The sequence below is a fragment of the Agromyces laixinhei genome (assembly GCF_006337065.1).
GTDB lineage: Bacteria > Actinomycetota > Actinomycetes > Actinomycetales > Microbacteriaceae > Agromyces > Agromyces laixinhei.
Genome location: NZ_CP040872.1, coordinates 1,295,265 through 1,319,706, shown reverse-complemented (window position 1 = coordinate 1,319,706; position 24,442 = coordinate 1,295,265). Strand labels below are relative to the sequence as shown.

Annotated in this window: 20 protein-coding genes; 10 read left to right on the top strand and 10 right to left on the bottom strand. The window is 68.5% G+C overall.

Features of this window, described 5'->3' with window-relative positions; genetic code table 11:
• Positions 1 to 3 precede the first annotated feature (3 nt).
• The 3 genes from FHG54_RS06235 (at position 4) to FHG54_RS06225 (ending at position 6,153) form a co-directional block, all read left to right on the top strand.
• On the top strand, positions 4 to 3,300 hold the full coding sequence (locus tag FHG54_RS06235) for a type I restriction endonuclease subunit R (protein WP_210415478.1): 3,297 nt from the start codon (positions 4 to 6) through the stop codon (positions 3,298 to 3,300).
• 2 nt (positions 3,301 to 3,302) lie between these two features.
• Positions 3,303 to 4,910 carry an AAA family ATPase gene (locus tag FHG54_RS06230; protein ID WP_139416504.1) on the top strand — a complete coding sequence of 536 codons (1,608 nt, stop codon included), beginning with the start codon at positions 3,303 to 3,305 and terminating at the stop codon, positions 4,908 to 4,910.
• 145 nt (positions 4,911 to 5,055) lie between these two features.
• Positions 5,056 to 6,153 (top strand): hypothetical protein, encoded by a 1,098-nt coding sequence (locus FHG54_RS06225; protein ID WP_139416503.1) that lies wholly within the window; start codon positions 5,056 to 5,058, stop codon positions 6,151 to 6,153.
• Between the two features lie 311 nt (positions 6,154 to 6,464).
• On the opposite strand, the gene FHG54_RS06220 is transcribed toward FHG54_RS06225, so the two are convergent.
• Both FHG54_RS06220 and FHG54_RS06215 read right to left on the bottom strand, forming a co-directional pair.
• Complete coding sequence (locus FHG54_RS06220; RefSeq protein ID WP_139416502.1) at positions 6,465 to 7,157, bottom strand: response regulator transcription factor; 693 nt, start codon at positions 7,155 to 7,157, stop codon at positions 6,465 to 6,467.
• Positions 7,150 to 8,493 carry a sensor histidine kinase gene (locus tag FHG54_RS06215; protein ID WP_168197129.1) on the bottom strand — a complete coding sequence of 448 codons (1,344 nt, stop codon included), beginning with the start codon at positions 8,491 to 8,493 and terminating at the stop codon, positions 7,150 to 7,152. Before FHG54_RS06215 ends, FHG54_RS06220 begins: the two co-directional genes overlap by 8 nt.
• A 142-nt stretch (positions 8,494 to 8,635) precedes the next feature.
• Here FHG54_RS06215 and FHG54_RS06210 point away from each other — a divergent pair, with 142 nt between their 5' ends.
• Positions 8,636 to 9,820 (top strand): hypothetical protein, encoded by a 1,185-nt coding sequence (locus FHG54_RS06210; protein WP_168197128.1) that lies wholly within the window; start codon positions 8,636 to 8,638, stop codon positions 9,818 to 9,820.
• Positions 9,821 to 10,044: 224 nt separating this feature from the next.
• Here the strand turns inward: FHG54_RS06210 and FHG54_RS06205 are convergent, their stop codons facing one another.
• From FHG54_RS06205 to FHG54_RS06190, 4 genes are all read right to left on the bottom strand, one after another.
• Entirely contained in the window at positions 10,045 to 11,085 is a 1,041-nt protein-coding gene (locus FHG54_RS06205; RefSeq protein WP_139416499.1) for an LLM class F420-dependent oxidoreductase, read from the bottom strand.
• A gap of 94 nt (positions 11,086 to 11,179) precedes the next feature.
• Positions 11,180 to 12,031 (bottom strand): anti-sigma factor, encoded by an 852-nt coding sequence (locus tag FHG54_RS06200; protein WP_233437888.1) that lies wholly within the window; start codon positions 12,029 to 12,031, stop codon positions 11,180 to 11,182.
• Entirely contained in the window at positions 12,028 to 12,624 is a 597-nt protein-coding gene (gene sigK, locus FHG54_RS06195) for an ECF RNA polymerase sigma factor SigK (RefSeq protein WP_139416498.1), read from the bottom strand. The genes FHG54_RS06200 and sigK overlap by 4 nt, the downstream gene beginning before the upstream one ends.
• Before the next feature lie 65 nt (positions 12,625 to 12,689).
• Complete coding sequence (locus FHG54_RS06190) at positions 12,690 to 14,402, bottom strand: cytochrome c biogenesis protein DipZ (protein ID WP_338025695.1); 1,713 nt, start codon at positions 14,400 to 14,402, stop codon at positions 12,690 to 12,692.
• A gap of 146 nt (positions 14,403 to 14,548) precedes the next feature.
• Here FHG54_RS06190 and FHG54_RS06185 point away from each other — a divergent pair, with 146 nt between their 5' ends.
• Both FHG54_RS06185 and FHG54_RS06180 read left to right on the top strand, forming a co-directional pair.
• Complete coding sequence (locus tag FHG54_RS06185; RefSeq protein ID WP_139416497.1) at positions 14,549 to 15,214, top strand: fasciclin domain-containing protein; 666 nt, start codon at positions 14,549 to 14,551, stop codon at positions 15,212 to 15,214.
• A gap of 130 nt (positions 15,215 to 15,344) precedes the next feature.
• Positions 15,345 to 16,523: a MarP family serine protease gene (locus tag FHG54_RS06180; protein ID WP_168197127.1), complete on the top strand. Its 1,179-nt coding sequence runs from the start codon at positions 15,345 to 15,347 to the stop codon at positions 16,521 to 16,523.
• Positions 16,524 to 16,557: 34 nt separating this feature from the next.
• Here the strand turns inward: FHG54_RS06180 and FHG54_RS06175 are convergent, their stop codons facing one another.
• Both FHG54_RS06175 and FHG54_RS06170 read right to left on the bottom strand, forming a co-directional pair.
• The gene (locus FHG54_RS06175; protein WP_139416495.1) at positions 16,558 to 17,490 is read right to left on the bottom strand and encodes an aldose 1-epimerase family protein; all 933 of its coding nucleotides are present in this window, start codon (positions 17,488 to 17,490) and stop codon (positions 16,558 to 16,560) included.
• Positions 17,487 to 18,332, bottom strand: a complete 846-nt coding sequence (locus tag FHG54_RS06170; RefSeq protein WP_139416494.1) for a DeoR/GlpR family DNA-binding transcription regulator — start codon at positions 18,330 to 18,332, stop codon at positions 17,487 to 17,489. The genes FHG54_RS06175 and FHG54_RS06170 overlap by 4 nt, the downstream gene beginning before the upstream one ends.
• A gap of 140 nt (positions 18,333 to 18,472) precedes the next feature.
• Between FHG54_RS06170 and galT the strand changes: the two genes are divergently transcribed.
• Positions 18,473 to 19,579, top strand: a complete 1,107-nt coding sequence (gene galT, locus FHG54_RS06165; protein ID WP_139418324.1) for a galactose-1-phosphate uridylyltransferase — start codon at positions 18,473 to 18,475, stop codon at positions 19,577 to 19,579.
• On the top strand, positions 19,576 to 20,751 hold the full coding sequence (galK, locus tag FHG54_RS06160) for a galactokinase (RefSeq protein ID WP_139416493.1): 1,176 nt from the start codon (positions 19,576 to 19,578) through the stop codon (positions 20,749 to 20,751). The genes galT and galK overlap by 4 nt, the downstream gene beginning before the upstream one ends.
• Positions 20,752 to 20,801: 50 nt before the next feature.
• On the opposite strand, the gene FHG54_RS17125 is transcribed toward galK, so the two are convergent.
• Together FHG54_RS17125 and FHG54_RS06150 are read right to left on the bottom strand one after the other, a co-directional pair.
• Positions 20,802 to 21,353 carry a helix-turn-helix domain-containing protein gene (locus FHG54_RS17125; protein WP_269748013.1) on the bottom strand — a complete coding sequence of 184 codons (552 nt, stop codon included), beginning with the start codon at positions 21,351 to 21,353 and terminating at the stop codon, positions 20,802 to 20,804.
• Positions 21,354 to 22,102: 749 nt separating this feature from the next.
• Complete coding sequence (locus FHG54_RS06150) at positions 22,103 to 22,591, bottom strand: YbaK/EbsC family protein (protein WP_139416491.1); 489 nt, start codon at positions 22,589 to 22,591, stop codon at positions 22,103 to 22,105.
• Positions 22,592 to 22,631: 40 nt separating this feature from the next.
• Between FHG54_RS06150 and FHG54_RS06145 the strand changes: the two genes are divergently transcribed.
• Positions 22,632 to 23,888: an APC family permease gene (locus tag FHG54_RS06145; protein WP_139416490.1), complete on the top strand. Its 1,257-nt coding sequence runs from the start codon at positions 22,632 to 22,634 to the stop codon at positions 23,886 to 23,888.
• 9 nt (positions 23,889 to 23,897) lie between these two features.
• Complete coding sequence (locus FHG54_RS06140; RefSeq protein WP_139416489.1) at positions 23,898 to 24,434, top strand: gamma carbonic anhydrase family protein; 537 nt, start codon at positions 23,898 to 23,900, stop codon at positions 24,432 to 24,434.
• The last annotated feature ends 8 nt before the right edge of the window (positions 24,435 to 24,442 follow it).

Below are 24,442 nucleotides of genomic sequence, written 5' to 3'. Positions count from 1 at the left end.
AGCATGGAGTTGCTGGGCCAGCTCGGTTGGACGCAGGTAGACGCCTTTCAGGAGACACTCGGAGCCCAAGGCACGCTCGGTCGCGACTCCCAGCATGACGTGGTGCTGACACATCGCCTCCGCTTCGCGATGCGAAAACTCAACGACGCCGACGTCCCCGACACGTCGATCAACGAGGCCATTGAGGTGCTCACCAAGGATCGCTCTGTCATGGACCGCGTGCGTGCGAACCGTGAGGTCTACGACCTGCTGCGTGACGGCTACCGGGCCGAGTGGATCGACGATCTCGGTGAAAAGCGCATTGAGACGCTGCGCTACCTCGACCTGAAGAACCCCACCGACAACGATCTGTTGGCGGTGCAGCAGATGTGGGTCAAGGGCCACCTGCACTCCCGTCGCCTTGACGTCGCCCTGTTCGTCAACGGTGTGCCGTTGGTGCTGATGGAGTTCAAGGAGCCGGGCGTCGCCCTGAAGTCGGCGTACGACGACAACCTGACTGACTACCGCGACACCATCCCGCAACTGTTCATCCCGAACTGCTTCGTGCTGCTCTCGAACGGCAGTGAGGCGAAGGTCGGGGCGACCTACGCGCCGTGGGAGTTCTTCGGCGACTGGAAGGTCATCGACGCCGCGGGCACCCGTGGCGCGATCGCGCTCGAGACCGCACTTCGGGGCACCTGCGACCCGGCGATCCTGCTCGACCTGTTCGAGAACTTCGTCGCGTACCTGGAGCGCCCGGGCGGTCTCATCAAGAACGTCGCCCGCTCGCACCAGTACCTCGGTGTGAACGCGGCCATCGAGAACCTGCGCCGGGCTCGTGCCGAGCAGGACAAGCGACTCGGTGTGTTCTGGCACACCCAGGGTTCGGGCAAGTCGCTGTCGATGCTGTGGTTCACGCAGAAGGTGCTACGCCAGATCGCAGGCAAGTGGACGTTCGTGATGGTCACCGACCGCACCGAGCTCGATACCCAGCTTCACGGTGAGTTCGCCGACGCCGGTGTGGTTCCGCCCGAGGCGCGGGTTCACGCGGCATCCATCGCTCATCTTCGCGAGTTGCTCGCCGCCGATCACCGCTATGTGTTCACGCTGATCCAGAAGTTCCAGCCGTCCAAGGCCGCGGGCGAGCGGGAGATGCCGGTGCTCTCGGAGCGCTCAGACATCATCGTCATCACCGACGAGGCGCATCGCAGTCAGTACGACACACTCGCATTGAACATGCGTCGGGCGCTGCCCAATGCATCGATGATGGGCTTCACCGGCACGCCGCTGATCGCGGGTGAGGAGCAGGCGACCCGGGAGCAGTTCGGCGAGTACGTCAGTATCTACAACTTCCGGGACGCCATCGAGGACGGCGCGACCGTGCCGCTCTATTACGAGAACCGCATCCCCGAGCTGCAACTGGTCAACGAGAACTTCTCCGACGAGCTCGACTCACTCCTCGAAGCCGCCGAACTCGACGAGGATGCCGAGGGCGCGCTGGCGCGCGAGTTCGGCACGCAGTACACGCTGCTGACCCGCCCGGAGCGACTGAAGACCATCGCATCCGACCTGGTACGACACTTCGTCGGGCGAGGGTTCTCGGGCAAGGCTATGTACGTCGGGCTCGACAAGGCCGCCGCCGTGCGCATGTATGACCTGGTGCAGGAGGCGTGGGCGGAGCATCTCGCTGAGCTACGTGCTGAACACGATGCGTTGCCGGAGCTGGAGCGCCCTTGGCTTGCTTCGCGCATCGAGTTGATGGAGACCACCGATATGGCGGTGGTGGTGTCGCAGAGCCAGAACGAGCTGAAGACGCTCGACGACCAGGGCCTCGACATCCGTCCCCATCGCGAGCGGATGAACCGCGAAGACCTCGCCGAGAAGTTCAAAGACCCCGACGACCCACTGCGGCTCGTCTTCGTCTGCGCCATGTGGATGACCGGCTTCGACGCGCCGAGCGTGTCGACGGTCTACCTCGACCGGCCGATGAAGAACCACACCCTGATGCAGACCATCGCCCGCGCCAACCGCGTCTTCCCCGAGAAAGACAACGGGCTGATCGTCGACTACGTCGGCGTCTTCCGGAACCTGGAGAAGGCACTCGCCGTCTACGGCGCAGCGAGCGCTGGTGAGTCGCCGATCGAGATCATCGACGCTCTCGCGGGCGAGCTGGATGCTGCGGTGGCCGAGCTGACCTCGTTCTGCACGAATGCCGGTGTCGACCTCCTGGCGATGCGCGACGCGGAAGGCTTCGCCCACATCGCCGAGCGCGACGCCGCGGTCGAGGCTTTGCTTGTCGATGAGGAGACCCGCAACGGTTTCACCGGCAAAGCGCGGCAAGTGCGCAAGCTCTTCAAAGCGCTCTTGCCGAACCCGAAGGCCGCAGCCCAGCAGCGCACCGTCGCCGCGATCCGCGTGCTCCACGAGCGCATTGCCGAAGTCACACGACAACCGGAGGTCGATATCTCGGCGGTGGCGGATGCGGTTGATGCCCTGCTGGACCGTTCGGTGGGCGCGGAGGAATACGTCATCCGGGCCGCAGCCGAAGGCACCAACCCCGACCCGCTGATCGACCTTTCGCTCATCGACTTCGACGGCCTCGCCGCCAAGTTCGCAGGCCGGCGACGCGCCGAGACCGATCGGCTCGCGCAGTTGCTCCGCCAGCAGGCTATCGGCGCCGCTCTGCGGAACCCGACTCGTTACGAGCTGGTCGAACGTATTGAACAGCTCATCGAGGACTACAACGCGGGCAGCGTGAATATCGACGAGTACCTGCGCCGTCTCATCGAGTTGTCCCAGACCCTGACCGCCGAGGAAGAACGGGCCGTTCGAGAGGGCATGACCGAGGAAGAGCTCGCGATCTTCGACCTGCTCACCCAACCCGACCCTGTCCTGACCGCCGAGGAGCGAGAGACCGTCAAGGCGAGCGCGAAGCAACTGCTGGAACACCTGCACGAAAAGCTCGTGCAGGACTGGCGGCGCAAAGTCGCCACCACCAACGACGTCAACAGCACGATCCGTCGCGTCCTTGATCAGAGCCTGCCGGAAGTGCCGTACACCGTCGACATCTTCCACACCAAAGTGCAGCTCGTCTTCGATCACGTCCTCACTGCCTACGGCGACAACGGCGAGAGCGCCTACTCGCCCCGAATCGACTTCAGCTACCCGAGCGACCGTGTGCAGATCGAGTACGACGGCCCGATCGACGTGAACAAGGTCGCCGACGATGTCATCGCCCGCATCCACGCCGATCCCGCCTTTGCTGCGCAGGTTGCCCAGCAGCTGTCGGCACCGAACCTTACGCAGAATGGAACGGAGTGAACGTGTCAAACGGAGTCCGATACGGTCGGGGTGACTCGACCCCGCACACCGCGCGTCAGCAAGAGTTGGAGCGCTACAAGGACCGCTTCCGCAGGGTAACCGATCACGGTGCCGAACTCTTGGCCTACTTGGAGCGCTCAGGCTGTGGCATCTGGCGATGCGAGCAGGACCAATCGGACTCTCGGCGCTGGTGGATCAACATTACGTTACAGCCGAACGTCGCCGAGATGTTTGACGCTCACTTGGAGATACAACTGGTCTATGCCGAGTACCCCGAGGTGGAACCTCGGCTACTGGAGCTTGTTCAGCGCAGGATTTCAACGAATGCGCGGGTTGATCACGGCCTCTTTATGATTGCCAGCCTGGATGCCGATGTGGAACGCTTGCTGAGGCGGCGGCGCGGCGAGTTCGCGGCGATTGATCTGCATCTCGGCGACTTGGGGAGTGACGCACCTGATATCCGACATCGGATGGCAGCGGTGCTCACTTCAGTTGATCACTACGACATGACCACACCAGTGCATGACCCTGGCGGGTTCTTCGGCAGGACCGCGGAGTTTCAACAGATTGTCTCGGCGATCGAGCGAGGTCAGTCGGTTGGTGTATTCGGTTTGCGAAAGACAGGTAAGACTTCGCTCTTGAACTTCGTAGCCGGGCGGCGTCGCGATGCGGGGCGTGCAGTGGTATGGGTCGACATCAGCGGCCTTGCTAGCGCCGATGACTTCCGAGTACGCCTACTCGAGGGCGCCTGGGGGTCAGTCCGCGGTCTCGATGCGAACGAGGGTGAGATGCCGCGTCTGCGAGCATTGAACCGCAACGGTGAGCTTAAGATCGGGATCGATCTGATGCGTTTGCATTGGTTGCGCGATCTTGAGGCATTGTCCCGCCACGCAAGCGGACGCTTGGAGATCTTCATCGATGAGATCGATCAGTTGCACCCTGCTCGGTCACATCTCGGAGCAGATGCAAACGACATGATGATTGCGCTCACCCAGTTGCGTGGAATGATCCAAAGCGCCGAACCCCAGTCGGGGCTGGTGCTCATTTGCGCTGGGGTTGACCCTGCTCTCTTTGAACGTCCATTGCTTAGAGCTGGAACGGACAACCTCCTGTACAAGCTCGTTCGCCTGATGTATCTCGCACCGTTGTCCCGAGATGAGATGGCGGAAATGGTTCGAGACCTTGGTCGGCGCATGGGGGTCCGTGTCCGCGAGCATGAGGTTATCGACTTTCTCTTCGCGGAATACGGCGGACACGCGCTATTGACGCGAAAAGCTTGCTCGCTCGCAGTGCAGCAGCGACACAGGGACGAGATTCCCTGGCACATGTCGTTGGAGTCTCTAGAGGTGGGCGCGCGCAAAGATGGTGAGGGTTCTCCATTCCGCCAAGCGAGTGAGATCCTGGACTCGTTCGCTGAGTGGTTTCCTGAGGAGGCAAATCTCCTGCGCGACTTGTGGTCGGCCGACTCGGAGGAGCGAGAATTGGGAAGGATGCTCTTCGATGAGGACCCTCGTCGGCTGAGCCATGCCGGACCGTACGGGCTTGTTTTTCCTGACACGACAGAACCACGCATCCGTGCGGTCGAGCGGGCAGTGAGTTCTGGTGTTTAGCTGGCTTCCCAGCGAGCGAGCCTGGATCAACCAGATTGCCGAGCGAGTACTCACAGGTGAGATCGTTCTAGTCCGATCGCTCCCACGGTGGGGCCTCAGCGCAGTCTGCGAGTCGGTAGCCGAGGCACTCGGAGAGTCCGCCGTGATGGTGGATGGTCGCGGTGTAACCGAGAACAGTCAGAGGGAGCTACGCGAACAAATCGACGCGGACGTCGCGGCCGCAATTGATGCGGCTGGATGCGCCCAACTCGTCTTCGACGATTACGGTCACGCCATACGGCGTTCACAAGGCGGGACGCTCCACTCCATGCTCTATCGACTTCTCGTCGACTCCGAAGCCGCGCGGGATACAGGTGCCCTGTTGGTCGCACGCTCGGGTGACATGCTTGACCTCAGCTTCTCCGGGAGCCCTCTGATCAGCCGAGCACAAACCGTGGTGCTTCCCGTGCTCAGTGATGAGGATGCGGAAGTGCTGGATACCGATCTTGGGACTCTCAAAGAGATGGTCGGTGAATCAACCTGGCTGGCACGTCGTTTCCATGGTGCGAGTGCACGCCAAGGTCGAGTCAATGCGGTCGAGCACCTGAACAACGACCGACGTCGAATCATCGAAGCGTTGCCAGCCGCGACCGTGGAAGTTCTCCTGGGCGCCCGTGCGCCGCAGGATTGTGATGCCATCAGCAGCGAAGCGCTCTTGTGCTTAGGCTCTACGAATACGAGCGGTGAGTTCAAGCCTTCAGAACTGATCGAAGAGTCGAAGCTGTTGGAGGAAGTTCGACTCAAGAATCCTGGCTGGCCGGGTACGCCCGGCGAGTCGGTTCAAAGGTTTGCCGACTTTCTGGCTGGAGTCGAGCACGCCATTTGGATTGATCGCTATCTGTTCAGCGAGCCGTCGAGGGTCCGCGACTTCCTCATCGTTTTGCGAGGCCTTTCGGCCACACGGCTCCGCCTTCTCGTCAGCGATGACCGTGACCGCTCTAACTTCGCTGGCGCGATCTCATCGGTGATGACAGGGCTTCGCGACGTCGAGGTCCGCTTCATGAATCGGCACGACCGACGTAAGCTTCATGATCGGCACTTGGTGTTTCCTGCGATGCGATCAGGGGTAGTCCTGCCGACAGCTGGAGTCATCCTCGGAGCCGATGATCCTGGATCAGCGGTCTCCGTTCCGATGTCTGCCCTCGCGGTCAACTATGAAGATTACTGGGCTCGTGGGACGCGCATCTGGCCGATTCCGGTGTGATGCCCTATTCTCGCCCATACCGTCCCGCGATGAACCCCGAATTGCTTGGCCAGCACGCTCACGCTGACGCCCTGCGCACGGGCTGTTCGCATAGCGTCCACTTCCTCGTCCGTGAGCCGTGTTCGAGGTCGTTTCTTTGGTTCCGCCGACGCGCTGATCAGCGGGTCGTCCGGCTCCTCGGCGAGGCCGGGATCGTCGCAGATGCCTTGATCCCACGCGGAAACCAGCCTCTCTACCCGAGGTCGTCTGTTCCCGCAGCGCTCCATTGCGTCCACTCCGTGTGCGAACCGCACTCGAGCCGTCTGCGGCGATCACCGCGCGAGCCCGTGCTCGTACGCCCAGATCACCACGTGCACGCGGTCTGGCAGCCCGAGCTTCGCGAGGATCGAGGCGATGTGGGTCTTCGCGGTGTTGACGGTCATGTAGAGCCGCTCGGCGATCACATCGTTGGCGGCGCCGGTCAGCAGCTCCTGCAGCACGTCGCGCTCGCGAGCGGTGAGGGGCGCGAGCAGCGATTCCGCGTCGTGCCGCTGCGGTGCCCGGGCGACGAATTCGACGAGGCTCGCGGTGGCGCGCGGTGCGAGCACGGCGTCACCCCGATGCACAGCACGGATGGCGGCGGCCAACTCCTCACTCGAGGCGTCTTTCGTGAGGAACCCGCTGGCGCCGGCTCGCACCGCAGCGAACACGTACTCGTCGAGGTCGTACGTGGTCAGCACGAGCACCCGAGTGCGCGGGTGCTCGAGCACGAGCCGGCGAGTGGCCTCGATACCGTCGAGCCGCGGCATCCGGATGTCCATCAGCACGACATCGAGGCGATGGGCCCGGGCCGCCGAGAGAAGCGCGGCCCCGTCGGATGCCTCGGCGACGAGCTCGAGATCCGCCTGCGCCTCGATCATGACGGCGACCGCCGACCGGATGAGTTCCTGATCGTCGGCGATGGCGACACGGATGCGGTCGGCTGCGACGACGGCATCGCCGGTCGACGGTGAACGGTCAGTCATCTCGTGGCTCCCGGTCGGTGGGGTGCGAATCGAACGGGAGGGTCGCACGAGTCATCCAGCCGTCGATATCGCCGCGTGGGCCGCTCTCCAGACGGCCACCGGCCTGCTCCACACGGTCGCGCATGCCTCGGATGCCTCGCCCTGCGCCGGGCCGGCGGCCGTCCGTCACGGCGGTACCGTCATCTGAGACCGTGAGCACGAGTGCGTCGTCGGTCCAGTCGAGCTGCACCCGGCTGCGTGTCGGAGCGCGGGTGTGCTTCAGCGTGTTGGTGAGCGACTCCTGCGCGACCCGATACGCCGTCAGCCCGGTGCCGGGGCTGATGACCCTCGGCTCCCCCGTCGAGTCGACGTCGACGATTCGCTCGGGGCCGGATGCGCGCAGGGCGAGATCGGCGAGATCGGCGAGCCCGGGGCTCGGCGCACGAAGCGCTGCACCGACGATGCCGTCGCCGGGCTCGGGCTCGGGGTCGGGCTCGGCGAGCACCGTGAGCAGCCCGCGCATGTCGTTCATCGCCGCGCGACCTGTGGCGACGACCTGTTCGATCGCGATGCGGGCCCGCGGGTCGGCGGCGCCGTCGGCACGGCTCTGGAGCACGCGCGAGGCCTCCGCCTGGGCGACCATCACGGCGAGGGAGTGCGAGATGACGTCGTGCAGCTCTCGCCCGATGCGGCGCCGCTCGTCGGCGATCGCCTCGCGCTCGTGCTGCACCGAGAGTTCGGCGGCCTGCGCTCGCCCGAGTTCCTGCGCGGCACGCTTGCGGCGCGACTCCCGCCGATACCGCCCGAGCGCCCATGCGGCACCGATCGACGCGACGAGAAATCCCGCGAGGGCGATCAACGCGGCCGGTTCTGGCTGCACGGGAGCCGCCGTCGACGAGCCGTGCGCGATCGCCACCACGGTCATCAGGCCGGCGCCGACGATGCCGACGACGAGAGCGAGTCCGTCGGCCCATCGGTCGTCGCTCGCGGCGGCGGTGAAGACGAACACGAGGTAGACGAGGCTACTGGGCAGCAGCACGACAACTGTCGGGGCGTCCGGCAGGCTCGCGGCGGTGAGCGCCAGCATGACGGCGGATGCCGCGATGAGCGCGCCGCGCGGCGACCGGCGACGCACGGCGACCGTGAGGTGCAGCGCGAAGTAGAGCGCGCCGACGACGACCGCCCACGGGATGGTCTGCGAGGTGAGCACGGCGCGCACGAGCTCGACGATCGTGAGGGGCAGCAGCGCCGCTGCCCCGGCCGCGGCCCATGCCCAGTCCGCAAGCGTCGGGGCGACCCGGTCGGGGGCGCGAGCAAGCAGCGACTCCGGAGCTGAAGGGTCTGACGCGGCATCCATATCGCGACCAACGCTACCGGCGGCCGTCAGCCGTCGTCTCACCCGCTCGGGTGAGGCGGCGGTTCGCGAGCGCTGCCACGATCTGCCTGTGACCACGAGCCGACGGCGCATTCCGCCGCATCCATTCGAGGAGGCCTCCACCATGACCGACACCGACACCATCACGACACGCACCGCATCTGCTGCGACGAAGCCTGCCCCGGCGCCCCCCGCCACCCGTCGGGTGCGGGCACTCGCCCTGCTCGCCCTCGTCAGCTCGGCCGGGGTCGCCGGTCTCGGGCTGGTCTGGCTGTTCGCACCGGCGCTGAACCCGTTCGCTGCTGACGACATGCGCAGCGTTGCCAGTGCGCTGCTCGGGGCGACTCCGGTCGCCGTGATCGCCATCGCCGCCGGAGGTGCCGGGGTGCTGCTCACGCTGGCAGTGCTCCCGAGAGGGTCGATGGCCGCGCACCCGCGTCTGACGGGCGGCGGTGCCGCGGCGATCGCCCTCGCGCTCGGCTTCTCGCTCGGGAGCACCACCGCCATCGCGTACACCGGCTATCTCTTCGGCGTGGCGTCGGTCGTCGCCGGAGTCGTCACCGTCGCAGTCATGCTCGTGCGGGCTCCTCGGCTCGGCATCGCCTTGCTCGCGGGGGTCATCGCGCTCGCCGCGGCATTCGTCTGGCTCGCAGGCCTGACCCTCGACGGCGTTGCGGGGTTCGCCGAGAAGCTCACCAGTACCCTGATCGCCGACCTCCCGAACCTGCTGGTGGCCAGCGTGTCGGTGACGGTGACGGCGAGTTGGGTCGCGCTGGCGATCATCGCCCTCCGCGAGGGGCCGGCCGGACACCGCTTCGAGGGCTGGCTCGTGCGGCATCGCCGGGCCCTCACGATCCTCGCGGCGCTCGGACCGGTGCCCTACGCGATCGCGCGGGCGAGCTGGCTGACCCCGTGGCCGCTGTTCGCGCCGAGCGCCTCGGATCTTCCCGCCGACGTGCGCGCCACCGGCCTCATGCTCGGATCCGGTGCGGTCGCCGCGATCATCCTCACACTCGGACTGATCCTGCCGTGGGGGCGCGTCGTCCCCGCTTGGATTCCGCGCATCGGCGGACGCCCGGTGCCCGTGCTCGCGGCTGCGGTGCCCGGCTTCACTGCGGCAGGCGTGCTCTGCATCTCGGCCGGCTCGATGCTCGTGACGGTCGCCGGTGACCCGACTGCGCTGATGGACACGCTGATCATGGCGCTCGTACTCCCGCTCTGGTACTGGGGACCGATGCTCGCACTCGCCGTCTGGGCCTACACGGCATGGCGCTCGCGCGAGTCGGCCATCGATCACCCGGGTCACTGACCCTGTCGGGCACCGCCTCGGCGGGCGTTCGAGCTATTCGGCCTGGTCGACGATCGGTACGCCTCGCAGAAGCTCGAACGTTCCCGCCACGGCGGCTCCTCCCCGGTGTCCCTTGCGCCCGCGACATCGAGGGCACGATCTCACGCTAGACCCGCACCGGCCGGCGCGCCAGAGGCAGATTCGACGTGCTCGACAATGTCCCCGGCGGGAGTCGCAGCGGCACCTCAGCCGACGATCGACCGAAGTCCGGCCATCAGCGCGACCCGCTCGGCGGACGAGCGGGCGAGCGGGGTCACGGCGAGGGTCGTCACACCGGCCTCGGCGAAGGCGGCGACCCGCTCGGCCACGTGACCGGCCGGGCCGATGAGCGAGATCGCGCTGACGAGCTCGTCGGGCACCGCGGCGATCGCCTCGTCTTTGCGACCCTCGAGATAGAGGTCTTGAATGCGCGCGGCCTCGGCCTCGAACCCGAAGTTCGAGATGAGCTCGTTGTAGAAGTTCTTGCCCCGCGCACCCATGCCGCCGACGTAGAGCGCGAGCTGCGGCTTCACGAGCGGCAGCACCTGCTCGGGGTGGTCGGTGATCGCGAGCGCGGGGCTTGCGAAGATATCGAGGGGCGCGAGCTCGGGCGCGCGCTTGGCGGTGCCCGCTGCGAGCGCGTCGGCCCAGACGCCGGCGGCCCGCTCGGGGTGGAAGAACATCGGCAGCCAGCCGTCGGCGATCTCCGCGGTCTGCTCGACCGACTTGGGGCCGAGCGACGCGATCGTGATCGGGATGCGCTCGCGCACCGGATGGTTGATGAGCTTCAGCGGCTTGCCGAGTCCGGTGCCCTCGCCCGCAGGCAGCGGGATCTGGTAACGCCGGCCCTCGTGCACGACCGGCTCGCGGCGCCACACCATGCGACAGATGTCGACGAGCTCGCGAGTGCGGCCCACCGGTGCGTCGTAGGGCACGCCGTGGAAGCCCTCGATGACCTGGGGCCCGGATGCCCCGATGCCGAGCTCGAACCGGCCGTCCGAGACGTAGTCGAGACCGGCGGCGGTCATCGCCGTGAGCGTGGGAGTACGTGTGTAGAGCTGGAGGATGCCGGAGGCGAGCGTGATGGTCGAGGTTCGGGCCGCGAGGAATCCGAGCTGGCTCACGGCGTCGAACGAGTACGCCTCGGGTACCGCGATGAGATCGACGCCCGCACGCTCGAGTTCGACGACTTCGCCCGCGACCTCCCGGAATCCGCCCGCGTAATTCAGGAACATGCCGACGCGCATCCGAACTCCTCATCGTGTGCTGGTCCCGCTGCCGCGGGCACTCAGACCCTAGCCGAGGCGGGGCGGCGCAGCGGCATCCGTTGTCGCTGGTCGACTACGTGGCGATGACGACGATCGGATCGGTCGTGGGTTGCGGCGAACCGCCCGCGGGCTCGACCGTGACGCCGACCGCGACACCGGGGGCGAACTCTCCGTCGAGCACCCGCCAGCTCTCCTCGCCCTGCACATCGAAGGTGCCGGCCGACTGAGCGCCGGAATCGTCGATGTACCAGAGCTCGTACGTCGACTCGTCTCCGACATCGGGAAGCCCCTCGACGACGACGCCCGAGCGGCCCTGTTCGGCCGACCAGTAGAGGGTGACGGCGCCGCCGCCCTCGATCTCGTGGGTCTCAGACTGCACATCAGATGCCTCGGCGATGGCGGTCATCTCGCGCTGCGCGCCCCAGCCGTTCGGGCCTGCCCACCCGACGCCGATGATCGCACCCGCGATGAGCACGACAGAGGCCGCCGCTGCGGCGATGATCGCTCCCGGACGCTGGAACCAGCGACGCCGCGCGGTGCGTTCGGTCGGGCCGGGCTTCCGTGGCGGCTGCGCCGGCTGCTGCTCCTGCGCCGCCTGCGGCGCCGGTGCCTGCTGCTGCGCCTGCGGAAGCTGTTGCGGCAGTTCGTCGAGCTGCGCCAGGAGCCGGGCCCGCAGCGCCGGCGGAGGCTCGACGGGCGCGGCCGCCCCCGCGAGCTGCGCCGCCGTCTCGGCGAAGCCGTCCGCCTCGTCGCGCAGCTCGGCATCTGCCCCCAATGCACGCTCGACGGCGGCCCGTTCGTCGGCGTCGAGGGCGCCGAGCGAGTAGGCGGCGACATCGTCACGAGCAGCCTCGGAAGAGCCGTCTGCCGGGAGTCCGGCCCGAGACTCGTCGTGCTCGTCGCGCGGCTCGTTCGTCTCGCTCACGTCGTCACCCCCAATGCGGTTCGCAATCTGATCATCCCGTCTCGCAACCGGGTCTTGACGGTGCCGAGCGGCACCTCGAGGCGGTCGGCGATCTCGCTCTGCGTGAGCCCGCCGTAGTAGGCGAGCGAAACACACTCCCGTTGCAGTTCGCTGAGTCCGCCGAGCGCGCCGATCACCCGTTCGTGCTCGACCCGGATCTCGGCGGCCTCGGCGACCGTGTCGACGGGCACGTCGAGGTCGCGCACCCCGATGCGCAGGTCGCGGTCGCGCGCAGCCTGGGACGCTCGGATGCGATCGACGGAGCGGCGGTGGGCGAGCGTGAACAGCCAGGCGATGGCACTGCCGCGCGAGGCGTCGTAGCGCGGGGCCGTCTGCCAGATCTCGAGGTACACGTCCTGCGTCACCTCCTCGGCCTGCGCGGGATCGACGACGAGTCGGCGCACGAGACCGAAGACCCGGGCCGCGGTCTGGTCGTAGAGCTCGCCGAAGGCCTCCCGGTCGCCCGCGCCGACGCGCGAGAGCAGTTCTTCGGCGGTCGGTCCGGACCCCGGCGCGGTGAGGTCACGCTCGCGGTCGGCCACATCTTCCAGCATGGCAGATCGGATGCCCGGCACCGTGCGAGCCGGGTCGGTTTCGCGTTCGGATACGGTGACATGGCTCATCCGAAGGTGAAGGAGTAGGCGTTCACGCCCGCGGAGACGGTGACGGTGATGATTCCGGATGCCGCGGCATCCGTCTTCACGAGCTCGTACGACCTCGGCACGCCGCTGACCGCGATCTCGCGGCGCTCGCTGCCGTCGTCGACCGTGATCGTTCCCTCGCCACCGAGCACCAGGCGTACCTCGCTCGCCGTGTAGTCGAGCTGCACCAGGGCACGCTCGCCCGTGGGCGTGATCGACTGCGTGTCGAGCTTCCATGCGCCGTCGAGCGCGAACGAGTCGGCCGCGAGCTGCTTCGGAACGACGAAGTCCGTCGTCGACCGGCGGTACGGTTCATCGCCGCCGAAGTTCACCTGCTTCGTCGTGCCGAGGAACGTCTCGGGAGTCGTCGAACCGGCCTCCGGGGTCTCGTCGGCCTGCTCGGTGGCGGGCGGCAGGGCGACGCCGGGGTCGGCGTCCTGCAGCAACTCGCGGATGAGCCCCTCGGTCGCGGCGTAGTTGCCCTCGCCGAACGAGATATGGCGCACGACGCCCTCGGCATCGATCAGGTAGTGCGCCGGCCAATAGCGATTGCGGTAGTTCGTCCACGTCGCGAGCGAGTTGTCGAGGCCGACGGGGTAGTCGATGCCGAATGCGTTCATGCCCGCCTCGACATTGCGCGGCTCCTTCTCGAAGGCGTACTCGGGCGAGTGGATGCCCACGACCGCGAGACCGGCGTCGCGGTAGGCCTCGTCCCAGGCGACGACGTGCGGCACGGATCGCTGGCAGTTGATGCACGAGTACGCCCAGAAGTCGATGAGCACGACCTTGCCGCGGAGGTCGGCGAGGTCGACCGGTGCGCCGCCCTCGGTGTTGAACCACTGCTGGATCCCGGTGATGGAGGGTGCTGTGCCGCATGACTCCAGCTCGGACGCGCCGTCCGTGCACTGGTCGAGATCTTCGTTCTCCTCGTTGACCAGCCCGCCGAGGTCGAGCGCCCTCGTGATCTCCTCCGAGTCCGCGAGCTCCTGCTGGAATGCGCTCGTGTAGTCGGGCACGAGCCGCTGCAGCAGCTGCGGCAGGTTGAAGACGAGACCCACGGCGAGCGCGATCATGACGACGCCGCCCGTGATGCGGATGCCCTGCTGGTGCGTGCGGAAGGTCTTCACGCGTTCGGCGACACGGCGGCCGGCGAGGGCGAAGACGAGCAGCGGGAGTGCTGCGCCGACCGCGAAGGAGAGCGTCAGGACGACCGTTTCGGCTCCGATGCGCCCCGTCGACCCGGCGACGGTGATCGCCGCGAGCACCGGGCCGGCGCACGGCACGTAGACGGCGCCGAGGGCGAGTCCGAGCGGAAACCCGCCCTGCTCGGTGCCGACGTTCTTTCGCGGGATCCACGAGAACGGCTTCTCGAGCAGTTCCTCGAAGCGGGGAACGATGAGACCGATTCCGATGAGCACGAGCACGACGATGCCGGCCCATCGCAGCACGTCCTGCGGCAGCCCGAGCAGGGCGAGCAGGAGCGAGCCGGCGAGGGTGAAGACGCTGAAGCTCACCACGAGCCCCGCGATGACGAGGTACGGCCGCCAGCGACCGGCCGCCGGGGCATCCGCTGTGCCTCTCGCGCTCTGCGCGCCGCCCGAGAGGAAGATCACGGGCAGCACGGGCAGGATGCACGGTGAGATGCCGGTGATGAGGCCTCCCAGGAGACCGATGAGCGCGAGGGTGATCACTGGAGCCTGCTTTCTCGGGTCGACGGTGGTTCGCAGCGGAGGCCGGATCCGATTGGTCGGGACGGCGACCAATCCGATCGATGACGGGTGCCGAACCCCTCGCAACGACCCGCTTCCGTGGTCGCCATTCACGAAGGAGTCGACTGATGCGTTCCACGAACCGCAGCACCCGCACCGCCCTCGCCGCGCTCTCGATCACGGCCGTCGCCGTGCTCGGCCTCGCAGGCTGCAGCATGGGCGGCACCGCCGCCGAGAACGACGAACCCGCGATGTCCGAGGAGAGCCAGCCGACGGAGGAGGCGATGGAGTCAGACCCCGCAGCCGATCTGGTCGGCAGCGGCTGCGCCGCCTACGCCGAAGCCGTGCCCGACGGACCCGGTTCCGTCGTCGGCATGTCCACCGACCCGGTCGCCGTCGCAGCCTCGAACAACCCGCTCCTGACGACGTTGGTGTCGGCGGTCTCAGGCCAGCTGAACCCCGATGTCGACCTCGTCGACACGCTGAACGGCGACGAGTTCACCGTCTTCGCCCCCGTCGATGACGCATTCGCCAAGATCGACGCCGCGACCATCGAGTCGCTGAAGACCGACTCGGCGACCCTGTCGAAGATCCTGACCTACCACGTGGTGCCCGGTCAGCTCTCGCCCGACGAGGTCGTCGGCACGCAGACCACCGTCGAAGGCGGCACGGTCGAGGTGACCGGCTCGGGTGACGAGCTCATGGTCAACGATGCCGCAGTCATCTGCGGCGGCGTGCACACCGCCAACGCGACCGTCTACCTCATCGACTCGGTGCTGATGCCCACCATGTGACACCGAGCGCAGACGAGCGGCCCCGTCGACCCGGCGGGGCCGCTTCCGTGCCCTCACGATCTGCGCGCCTTCAGCAGTCTCGAAGACGGATGCCGCAGGCTGGAGTCTCCTCGGCCCCGAAGGGAGCCCCGTGCTCTGGAGCATCCTGCTCGACATCGCCCTCGTGCTCGTCTTCATCGGCGCGATCGCGAACGGCTGGCGCGCCGGACTCCTGCGCACGGCAGCGGGCCTCGTCGGCCTGGTCGCCGCCGGCATCGCCGCGTTCTTCGTGATGCCGTGGCTCGCCGGCATCGTGCCGTGGCCCGAGTGGCGGGCACCCGTGGCGATCGCGGGAGCGATCGCACTGCTCTGCATCGGCGCCTGGCTCGGCGCGGTGATCGGGCGGGCACTCCGGAGCGGAGTCCGCGCCGTCAAGCTCGGGGTGCTCGATCGCATCCTCGGAGCCGTCGGCAACCTGCTCGTCACGGCGTTCGTCGTCGCACTCGTCGCTTCGGGCGTCTCGGCGATGGGCGTGCCCGTGCTCTCCCCCGCCGTCGCCGGGTCGCGGGTGCTGCAGGGCCTCGACGCGGTCACCCCGGCGCCGGCCCGGACGTTGCTCGCCGAGATCCGCACCGCAGCACTCGGCGAGGGCCTGCCGTGGCTCGTCGGCGTGCTCGACGGGCCGACCGAGAGTCCAGCGCTGCCCGACTTCGCGGTCGACGATCCCGAACTCGCGGCCGCCGCGGCATCCGTCGTGCGTGTCACCGGCAGCGCCTTCCAGTGCGGCTCGACCCTTTCGGGCAGCGGTTTCGTGGTCGCTCCCGACCGCATCGTGACGAACGCCCACGTCGTCGCCGGCGTCACCGAACCGATCGTCGAGGCGCCGGGCAGGCCGGCCGTGCCCGGGCGCGTGGTGTCGTACGACGAAGCGAACGACCTCGCACTCATCGCGGTCGAGGGCCTCGCGACGCCGCCGCTCGCCCTCGCCGAGGCGACACCGGGCCTGGAGGTCGCCGTGGCCGGATATCCGTTCGGCGGGCCGTTCGAGCTGCGCCCCGCGAATGTCATGTCGAGCGGGCCGCTGACGCTCCAGTCGTCCGGCCGCACGTCGACGCGAGACGTCGTGACCCTCGCCGCCGACGTCGACCACGGCAACTCCGGCGGCCCGGTGCTCACAGGCGACGGCGAGGTCGCCGCGGTCGTCTTCGCGAAGTCGGAGACGGTCGACAACGTCGGTTTCGCCATCCCGACCTCGACGCTCTCGCCGCTCGCGAGTGCCGCGCCGGGGCTTGAAACGGCAGTCGACTCCGGGTCGTGCGTCGTCGGTTAGCCCCCGGTGTTGTTGTCCCGCCGGGCCGGCTCGGCTACTCCGCCGAGAATCCCTCGAACCGGATGCCCCATGACAACTGCCATTCCTCGCCCGGGTCGAGCCAGCGCAGGCCGCGGCCGGAATTGAACGCCTCGGCCGGCGCGGTCATCGGTTCGACCGCGACCGCTACGCCGCCCGGTTCGCCCGGGAACCGATCGGTGGTGTAGACCTGCACGTACTCGAACGCGGTGTCTGCCCAGATCGAGACGCTGCGCCCGTCGGGGGCGGTGAGCGTGTGCAGCACCTGGCCGTCTTCGCTCGCGATCTCGCCGAAGGCGTCGTCGAGTGAGACGTCGCCGACGCGCCGGCCCTCGCGGAAGTCCCACTCGGTGCCGTCGACCGGCACCTCGCCCGTCGGCAGCAGACGGTCATCGACCTCGATGTGGCTCGCGGCGTCGAGGCGCAGCACGAGGTCGGCCGTCGGCACACCGCCGATCTTGAGGTACGGGTGGGTGCCGACCGCGACGGGGGCCGGGTCGGCCCCCAGGTTCTCGACGTAATGGGTGACTCGCAGCCCGTCGGCGTCGAGCTCGTAGTGCACGGCCGTGCCGAGGAGATACGGGAAGCCGAGCTGCGGGTAGACCGTCGCCGAGAGCGTCACCGAGTTCCGTTCGCGGGCGATCGGCTTGTACTCCGCGTAGCGGAGGAGGCCGTGGATCGCGTTGTTCCTGTCGGGCTCCGAGATCGCGAGCTGGTGGTCGACGCCGTCGTGGCTCCAGCGCCCGTCGCGGATGCGGTTCGGCCACGGCACGAGCACGATGCCGGCCCCCATGGGCGGCGTCTGATCTTCGCTGTACGGCGGCACGAGGTCGATGCCGTTGATGCTGAGGGTGCGGATGCCTGCTGCAACGGCAGTGATCGTGGCGTGGAGGTCACCACTCGACGTCGTCGTCTCGAGCTCGAACTGTTCTCCCGTGGGAAGGGTCATGGATCCACTCTAGAGTCTCGTGCGAAGTGCACCGCGAGCCCTGCGTCGAGGAGCTCGGCGACGATCGGCGCCGGCGCCGCGGCATCCGTGACGAGTCCGTCGAACGCGTCGATCGGAGCGATCCTGCCGAGATGCACCTCGCCGAGCTTCGACGCGTCGGCGACGACGATCGAGCGCGCGGCGGCCCGCATCATGAGGGCCTTGACCGAGGCCTCCGGCAGGTTGGCGTTGGTGACGCCGTGCGCGGGGTCGACTCCGTTGCAGCCGATGAGGGCGAGGTCGACGTGCACCTCGTCGAGCATCGAGCCGGCGAGCGGATGCACCAGCGAGTGCTGCTTCGGACGGAGCGTGCCGCCCGTCACGACGACGGTGAAGCGCGGGATCTCGGACTCCAGCTCGAGGGCGATCGAGAGGCCGTTCGTGAAGACGACCACGTCTTCGAGCTCGGTGCGGGCGCGCAGGGCACGCGCGACCTGCAGGGTCGTCGTGCCGACGTCGAGGATGATGCTCTGCCCGCTCCGCACGAGCGCCGCCGCCTGCTCGCCGATCCGTCGTTTCGGTTCGACGGATGCCTCGAGCGCCTCTTCGAAGCTCGGTTCGCGCTCGGGGCGCTCGGCAGCGAGGGATGAGGAGACCGGCACGGCGCCGCCGTGGACCCGCCGGATGCTGCCATGTCGTTCGAGCGCGTCGAGGTCGGCGCGCGCGGTGACGGTCGTGACGCCGAATGCCCGCGAGAGCTCGGCGACCCGCACGAAGCCGCGTTCGGCGACGAGGGCGAGCGCGAGTTCACGTCGGCTCGGGGCGTCGAGCGGCACACTTGCGGCAGCGGCATCGATGGTCATACCGGACATCTTCCGCGCTTGCCGCGAGCTTTGCAATACGAAACCGATTTGTTTGCGAAACGAAAGGCGCGTAAGGTGTGCGCGTGACCGACTCGAACGACGCCGCCGTCGCGGCATTCGCTGCCCCTGTCGACCCGCGCATCGCCGTGACGTCGACCCTGCTGGCCGATGGCCGCGAACTCATCTACTTCGACGACGCCGACTCGGCGCTGCCGGCCGAGCGTGCGATCGACGAGCGCGTGCTCGACCCGCGTCCTGCGAATGCGCGGATGCGGCAGGATCCGCTCACCGGCGAGTGGGTCTCGATCGCCGCAGCGCGGCAGAACCGCGTCTTCCTGCCGCCCGCCGATCTCGACCCTCTCGCCCCGCAGCGGCCCGGCAACCCCTCTGAGATTCCGAGCACCTACGATGTGGCCGTGTTCGAGAACCGCTCGCCGTCGTTCGGCCCGGCGCTCGGCACCGCGGATGCCTCCGCCGCAGCCGCCCTCACGGAGCTTCGAGGGATCGGACTCGAACGCACCCTTCCTTCGATCGGCCGGTGCGAGGTCGTCTGCTTCAGCCCGGAGCACGAGGGCTCGTTCGGCACGCAGACCGTCTCCCGCGCCCGCACGGTGATCGAGGCGTGGGCACAGCGCACCGCCGCGCTCTCCACCCTGCCCGGCGTGCAGCAGGTCTTCCCGTTCGAGAACCGCGGCGAGGCGATCGGCGTCACCCTCGGCCACCCGCACGGTCAGATCTACTCGTACCCCTATGTGACGCCCCGCACCGAGCGGCTGCTCGCCTCGATCGACGCCTACGGGCCGACGCTCTTCGCCGACCTGCTCGAGCGCGAACGCGGCGGGCCGCGCGTGGTGCTCTCCGGCCGGCACTGGACGGCGTTCGTGCCGTTCGCCGCGCGCTGGCCGATCGAGGTGCACCTGCTCCCCCACCGCCACGTGCCCGATCTCGCCGAGACGACGCTCGCCGAGCGCGACGAACTCGCCTCGCTCTACCTGCGACTCCTGCGCGGCGTCGACCTGCTCTATGACACCCCGACGCCCTACATCGCCGCGTGGCACCAGGCGCCCGTGCACGAGCGACGGAGCGACGTGCGGCTCATGCTGCAGTTGACCAGCCCGCGCCGGGCCGCCGACAAGCTGAAGTTCCTCGCCGGATCCGAGGCGGCGATGGGAGCATGGATCGGCGACGTCACTCCCGAGTCCCAGGCAGAGGCGCTCCGCGTCGCGATCGGAAAGGCCGAGGTATGAGCGAGACCACCGGCACGGAGACCTCGACGGCAGCGGCCCACGGCTTCACCGAATGGTACGGACGGCCCCCCGCCGGCGTCTGGTCGGCGCCGGGGCGAGTCAACCTCATCGGCGAGCACACCGACTACAACGACGGATTCGTCTTTCCGTTCGCCATCGACCGGCGCACCGCCGTCGCGCTCGGCGACCGGGACGACCGAGTCATCCGCGTCGCCTCCGCGTTCTCGCCCGACGCCGTCACGATCCATCTCGACGAGCTCGGTCCCGACGCCGTCAGCGGATGGGCCGCCTATCCCCTCGGCGTCGCGTGGGCGCTCGGCGAGTTCGGTGCCGACCTCGCCCACGCTCGCGGTGTCGATCTCTACGTCGCCTCCGACGTGCCGATCGGTGCCGGCCTGTCGTCGTCGGCCGCGATCGAATGCGCCGTCGCGCTCGCACTCGACGAGCACTGGGGGCTCGGTCTCGATCGACCGACGCTCGCGAAGGTCGGTCGCCTGGCCGAGAACCGTGCAGTGGGCGCCCCGACCGGCATCATGGACCAGTCCGCCTCACTCCTGGGTGCGATCGATGCGGGGGTCTTCCTCGACTGCCGAAGCCTCGACGCCGATGTGATCCCACTGGGCTTCCGGGCCGACGGGCTCTCGGTGCTCGTGATCGACACACGAGTCGAGCACGCGCACGCCTCCGGCGGATACGCCGCCCGCCGGGCCTCGTGCGAAGCAGGGGCGGCAGCACTCGGAGCCGAATCGCTCCGCGATGTGCGGGACGTCGACCTCGATCGTGCGGCTGAACTGCTCGACGACGAGACGTTCCGCCGGGTGCGGCACGTGGTCACCGAGAACCAGCGCGTGCTCGACACCGTACGCACCCTCCGCGAGCACGGACCCGGCGCGATCGGGCCGTTCCTCGATGCCTCGCACGTTTCGATGCGCGACGACTTCGAGATCTCCGTGCCCGAACTCGACCTCGCCGTCGAGACCGCGCAGGCCTCAGGAGCGATCGGCGCCCGCATGACGGGCGGAGGCTTCGGCGGCGCGGCGATCGCCCTCATGGTCGACGCGCTCGTGCCCGTCGTGACGCGGGAGGTGCTCGCGGCGTTCGCCGAGCGCGGCTTCCGGGAGCCGATGATCTTCACCGTGCAGGCCGACGCCGGCGCGCGACGCGACAGCTGAACGCCGGTCGGTGCCGGTCGGTGCCGGTCGGTGCCGGCACGGCGGCTGTGTCAGCCTCCGCAGCGGCATTCGCAGATGTCGACGCAGCCGCGGCTTTCCCAGCACCGGTCGGGGCATTCGCACGTCATCTCGGCCAGCGTCGCTGCACCCCGAACCGAGCCCGATGCCCGCCTGCCGAGCTGCGCTCGCGCATCGAGTTCGCGCTCGCGTTGCGTCGGCTGGTCGTCCACGCGGTGCTCCGACCGTGCTCGCCGTCGATCGCGCTCGGCACGCTGGTGGTACCACGCGGTTCGCCTGACGGCCTCCCGATGCGCGGTGAGCCACGCCGAACGCGGGCGATCGGCCAAAGTCCTGACATCCAGATGCGCGGGCATCCGTCGGCCGGCACCATCACGAATCGAGTCGGACCCGATCGGCCGAACCTCGACGCCATCGCCGTCGATCACTGCGAGACGCATGCCTGCGAGGTCGAGGATGCGCTCCAGCAACTCGAGACTCACGATCGACCGCCCACCTTCGACACGAGCAATCTGCGATTGAGCGCGGCCGACCGCGGCGGCGAGTTCACGCTGGCTCAAGTCGCCGGCGCGACGAACACGCATCACCAGGCCGGGAACATCGATACCCGCGGCCCCGCCCGGTGCGGGTTGCCAGCGGCCCGCCTCGCGGAGTGCTCCTGGGCCGGCCTCGCGGCGTGCTCCGGGGCCCGCGTCGGTCGGGCGATCGCCCGCTGCTTCACTGTCCATTGACTGCCTTCACGGGCGAGCATCGCAGGAACCGACGACATCCCGCCCGATCGGTCGCCCGCCGTTGCCGTCCCGAATGTCTGCAGAACTCGACCGGCCTCGCCCGGTCGCGCAGTGATGCGTCACGCACATCAGCGACGTGCGCATCAGCAACGTGCGCATCACCGTCCTCATGCCCCAACACTCACGCGTTGATGCGCCACACGCATCACCGTCCACATCCCCCACACGCTCACGCGTTGATGCGCCACACGCATCACCCTTCTCATCCCCCAACACTCACGCGTTGATGCACCACACGCATCACCGTCCACATCCCCCACATACTCACGCGTTGATGCACCACACGCATCACCGTCCACATCCCCCACATACTCACGCGTTGATGCACCACACGCATCACCGTCCACATCCCCCACATACTCACGCGTTGATGCACCCCACGCATCACCGTCCTCATCCACCACACACTCACGCGTTGATGCGCCACACGCATCAACAGCAGAGTCGCGGGGAGGTTGAAGGGCGCGGAGTGACTCAGCGGCTGCGCAGGCGACGTGACGGCCGCCGGGATCGGCGGTTGACGGCCCGCCGATCCGCCCTCGCTACGCGACGGCCGAGCCCGGTTCAACCGCGCTCGGGGTGCCGCCTGTGATGCGCACGAGTTCGTCGAACGACGTCGGGAACACTGTCTTCGCGTGGCCCGCTGCAGCCCACACCGCCGGGTAGTCGGCGAGCTGCACATCGACGATCGTGCGCACCTGCTCGGGGTGGCCGAGCGGCGCGACGCCCCCGATCACCTGACCGGTCGCCGCTTTCACGGTCTCCTTCGATGCACGACGGATGACGCCGCCGAGTTCAGCGCCGAGCCACTCCGTGTCCACCCGATGCGACCCGGAGGTGAGCACGAGGATCGGCTCGTCGTCGATCGTGAAGACGAGCGAATTCGCGATCTGCCCGACCTCGACGCCGAGGGCCTCCGCGGCGAGCGGGGCGGTCGTGACGGCGGCGTCGAACCAGACGATCTCGGGCGTCAGCCCGTGCCCGGCGAGCGCCTCGGCCACGCGATCGACGGCGGAATGCGAGGTGGACATGCAGAAGATCCTAGCCACCTGCATGCTCTAGTGTGCGAGCGTGGAGCAACCAGACCTCGCCCGCAGCCTCGGCCTTCGTCAAGCGGTTGCGATCGGCCTCGCCGCGATGGTCGGCGCCGGCGTCTTCGCGGTGTTCGCCCCGGCAGCGCAGGCTGCGGGAACCGGGCTCATGATCGGACTCGCGATCGCGGCGTTCGTGGCGTTCGCCAATGCAGGCTCGACGGCGCAACTCGCCGCGCGCTACCCGCAGTCGGGCGGCGCCTACCGGTACGGCAGAGAACGACTCGGGGAGTGGCCGGGGTTCCTCGCCGGCTGGAGCTTCGTCATCGGCAAGACCGCGAGCTGCGCGGCCATGGCGATGACCGTCGCCGCCTACCTGGCACCGCCGGCGTGGCAGCGGCCGATCGCCGTCGTCGCCGTGCTCGCCGTCGCCGCGGTCGACCTGCGCGGGGTCACCCGCACCGCGCGGGTGGCGACGGCGATCGTCATCGGCGTGCTCGGAGTCCTCGCGATCGTGGTTGCGGCCGGTGTGGCAGCACCGGTCGGCGGCGCATCGGCCGGCGCAGCGACCGGCCACGGGCCGCTCGATCACGAGTGGCTCGGCATTCTGCAGTCGGCCGGGCTGTTGTTCTTCGCCTTCGCCGGCTATGCACGCATCGCAACGCTCGGAGAGGAGGTGAGAGACCCGTCGCGCACGATCCCCCGGGCGATCGGCATCGCGTTCGCCGTCGCGGTGCTCGTGTATGCCGCCGTCGGCGCGGCGTCGCTCGGCTCCCTCGGGCCGGACGGGCTCGCGGCATCCGTCGCCCCGCTCGTCGACGTCGTCGAAGCCGCCGGATGGCAGTGGGCCTCGCCCGTCGTGCGCCTCGGTGCTGCCGTGGCGGCGCTGGGGGCGCTGCTCGCCCTCATCGCGGGCGTCGGCCGCACGACCCTGGCGATGGCACGCGACGACGAATTCCCCCGCATACTGGCCCGGGTGCATCCGCGGTTCCGGGTGCCAGACGTCGCCGAGATCGCCGTCGCCCTCGTCGTCGTCGTGCTCGTCGCGACGGTCGACCTGCGCGAGGCGATCGGCTTCTCCTCGTTCGGGGTGCTGCTCTACTACCTCGTTGCGAACCTCGCGGCGATCACCCAGCCGCGGTCGGAGCGGCGCTTCCCCCGAGCGCTCTCCGCGCTGGGGGCGATCGGATGCCTCGTGCTCGTCGCATCCCTTCCGCCCGTCTCGGTCGTCGTGGGCGTCGCCGTGCTCGCCATCGGCGCGGCCTACCGACTCATCACCCGGCTCGTGCGCGCGTAGGCTGGCGGCATGCCAGCAGACCCCTCCGCCCGTGTCCTGACCATCGCCGGCATCGCGCCGCCCGTTCTCGACGAGACGGCCTTCGTGGCCGCGGGAGCGGTGATCGTCGGCGACGTGCAGCTCGCCGCCGGATCGAGCGTCTGGTACAACGCCGTGCTCCGTGCCGAAGCCGAGCCGATCCGCATCGGCGAGGGAGCGAACCTGCAGGACACCGTCGTCTGCCATGTCGACGCAGGCTACCCGTTGAACGTCGGCCGCGGGGTGTCGGTCGGGCACGGCGCGGTACTGCACGGCTGCACGATCGAAGACCACAGCCTCGTCGGCATGAACGCGACCGTGTTGAACGGAGCGGTGGTCGGGGCGGGGTCGCTCGTCGCCGCCGGCGCCGTGGTGCTCGAGGGCACGGTCGTGCCGCCGGGCTCGCTCGTCGCCGGGATTCCGGCCAAGGTTCGCCGCGAGCTCAGCGACATCGAGCGAGCCGGCATCCAGCGCAATGCCGCGGCGTACCTGCTCCACGTCGAGGAGCACTCCGCGCCCGTCGACTGACGCGGGAG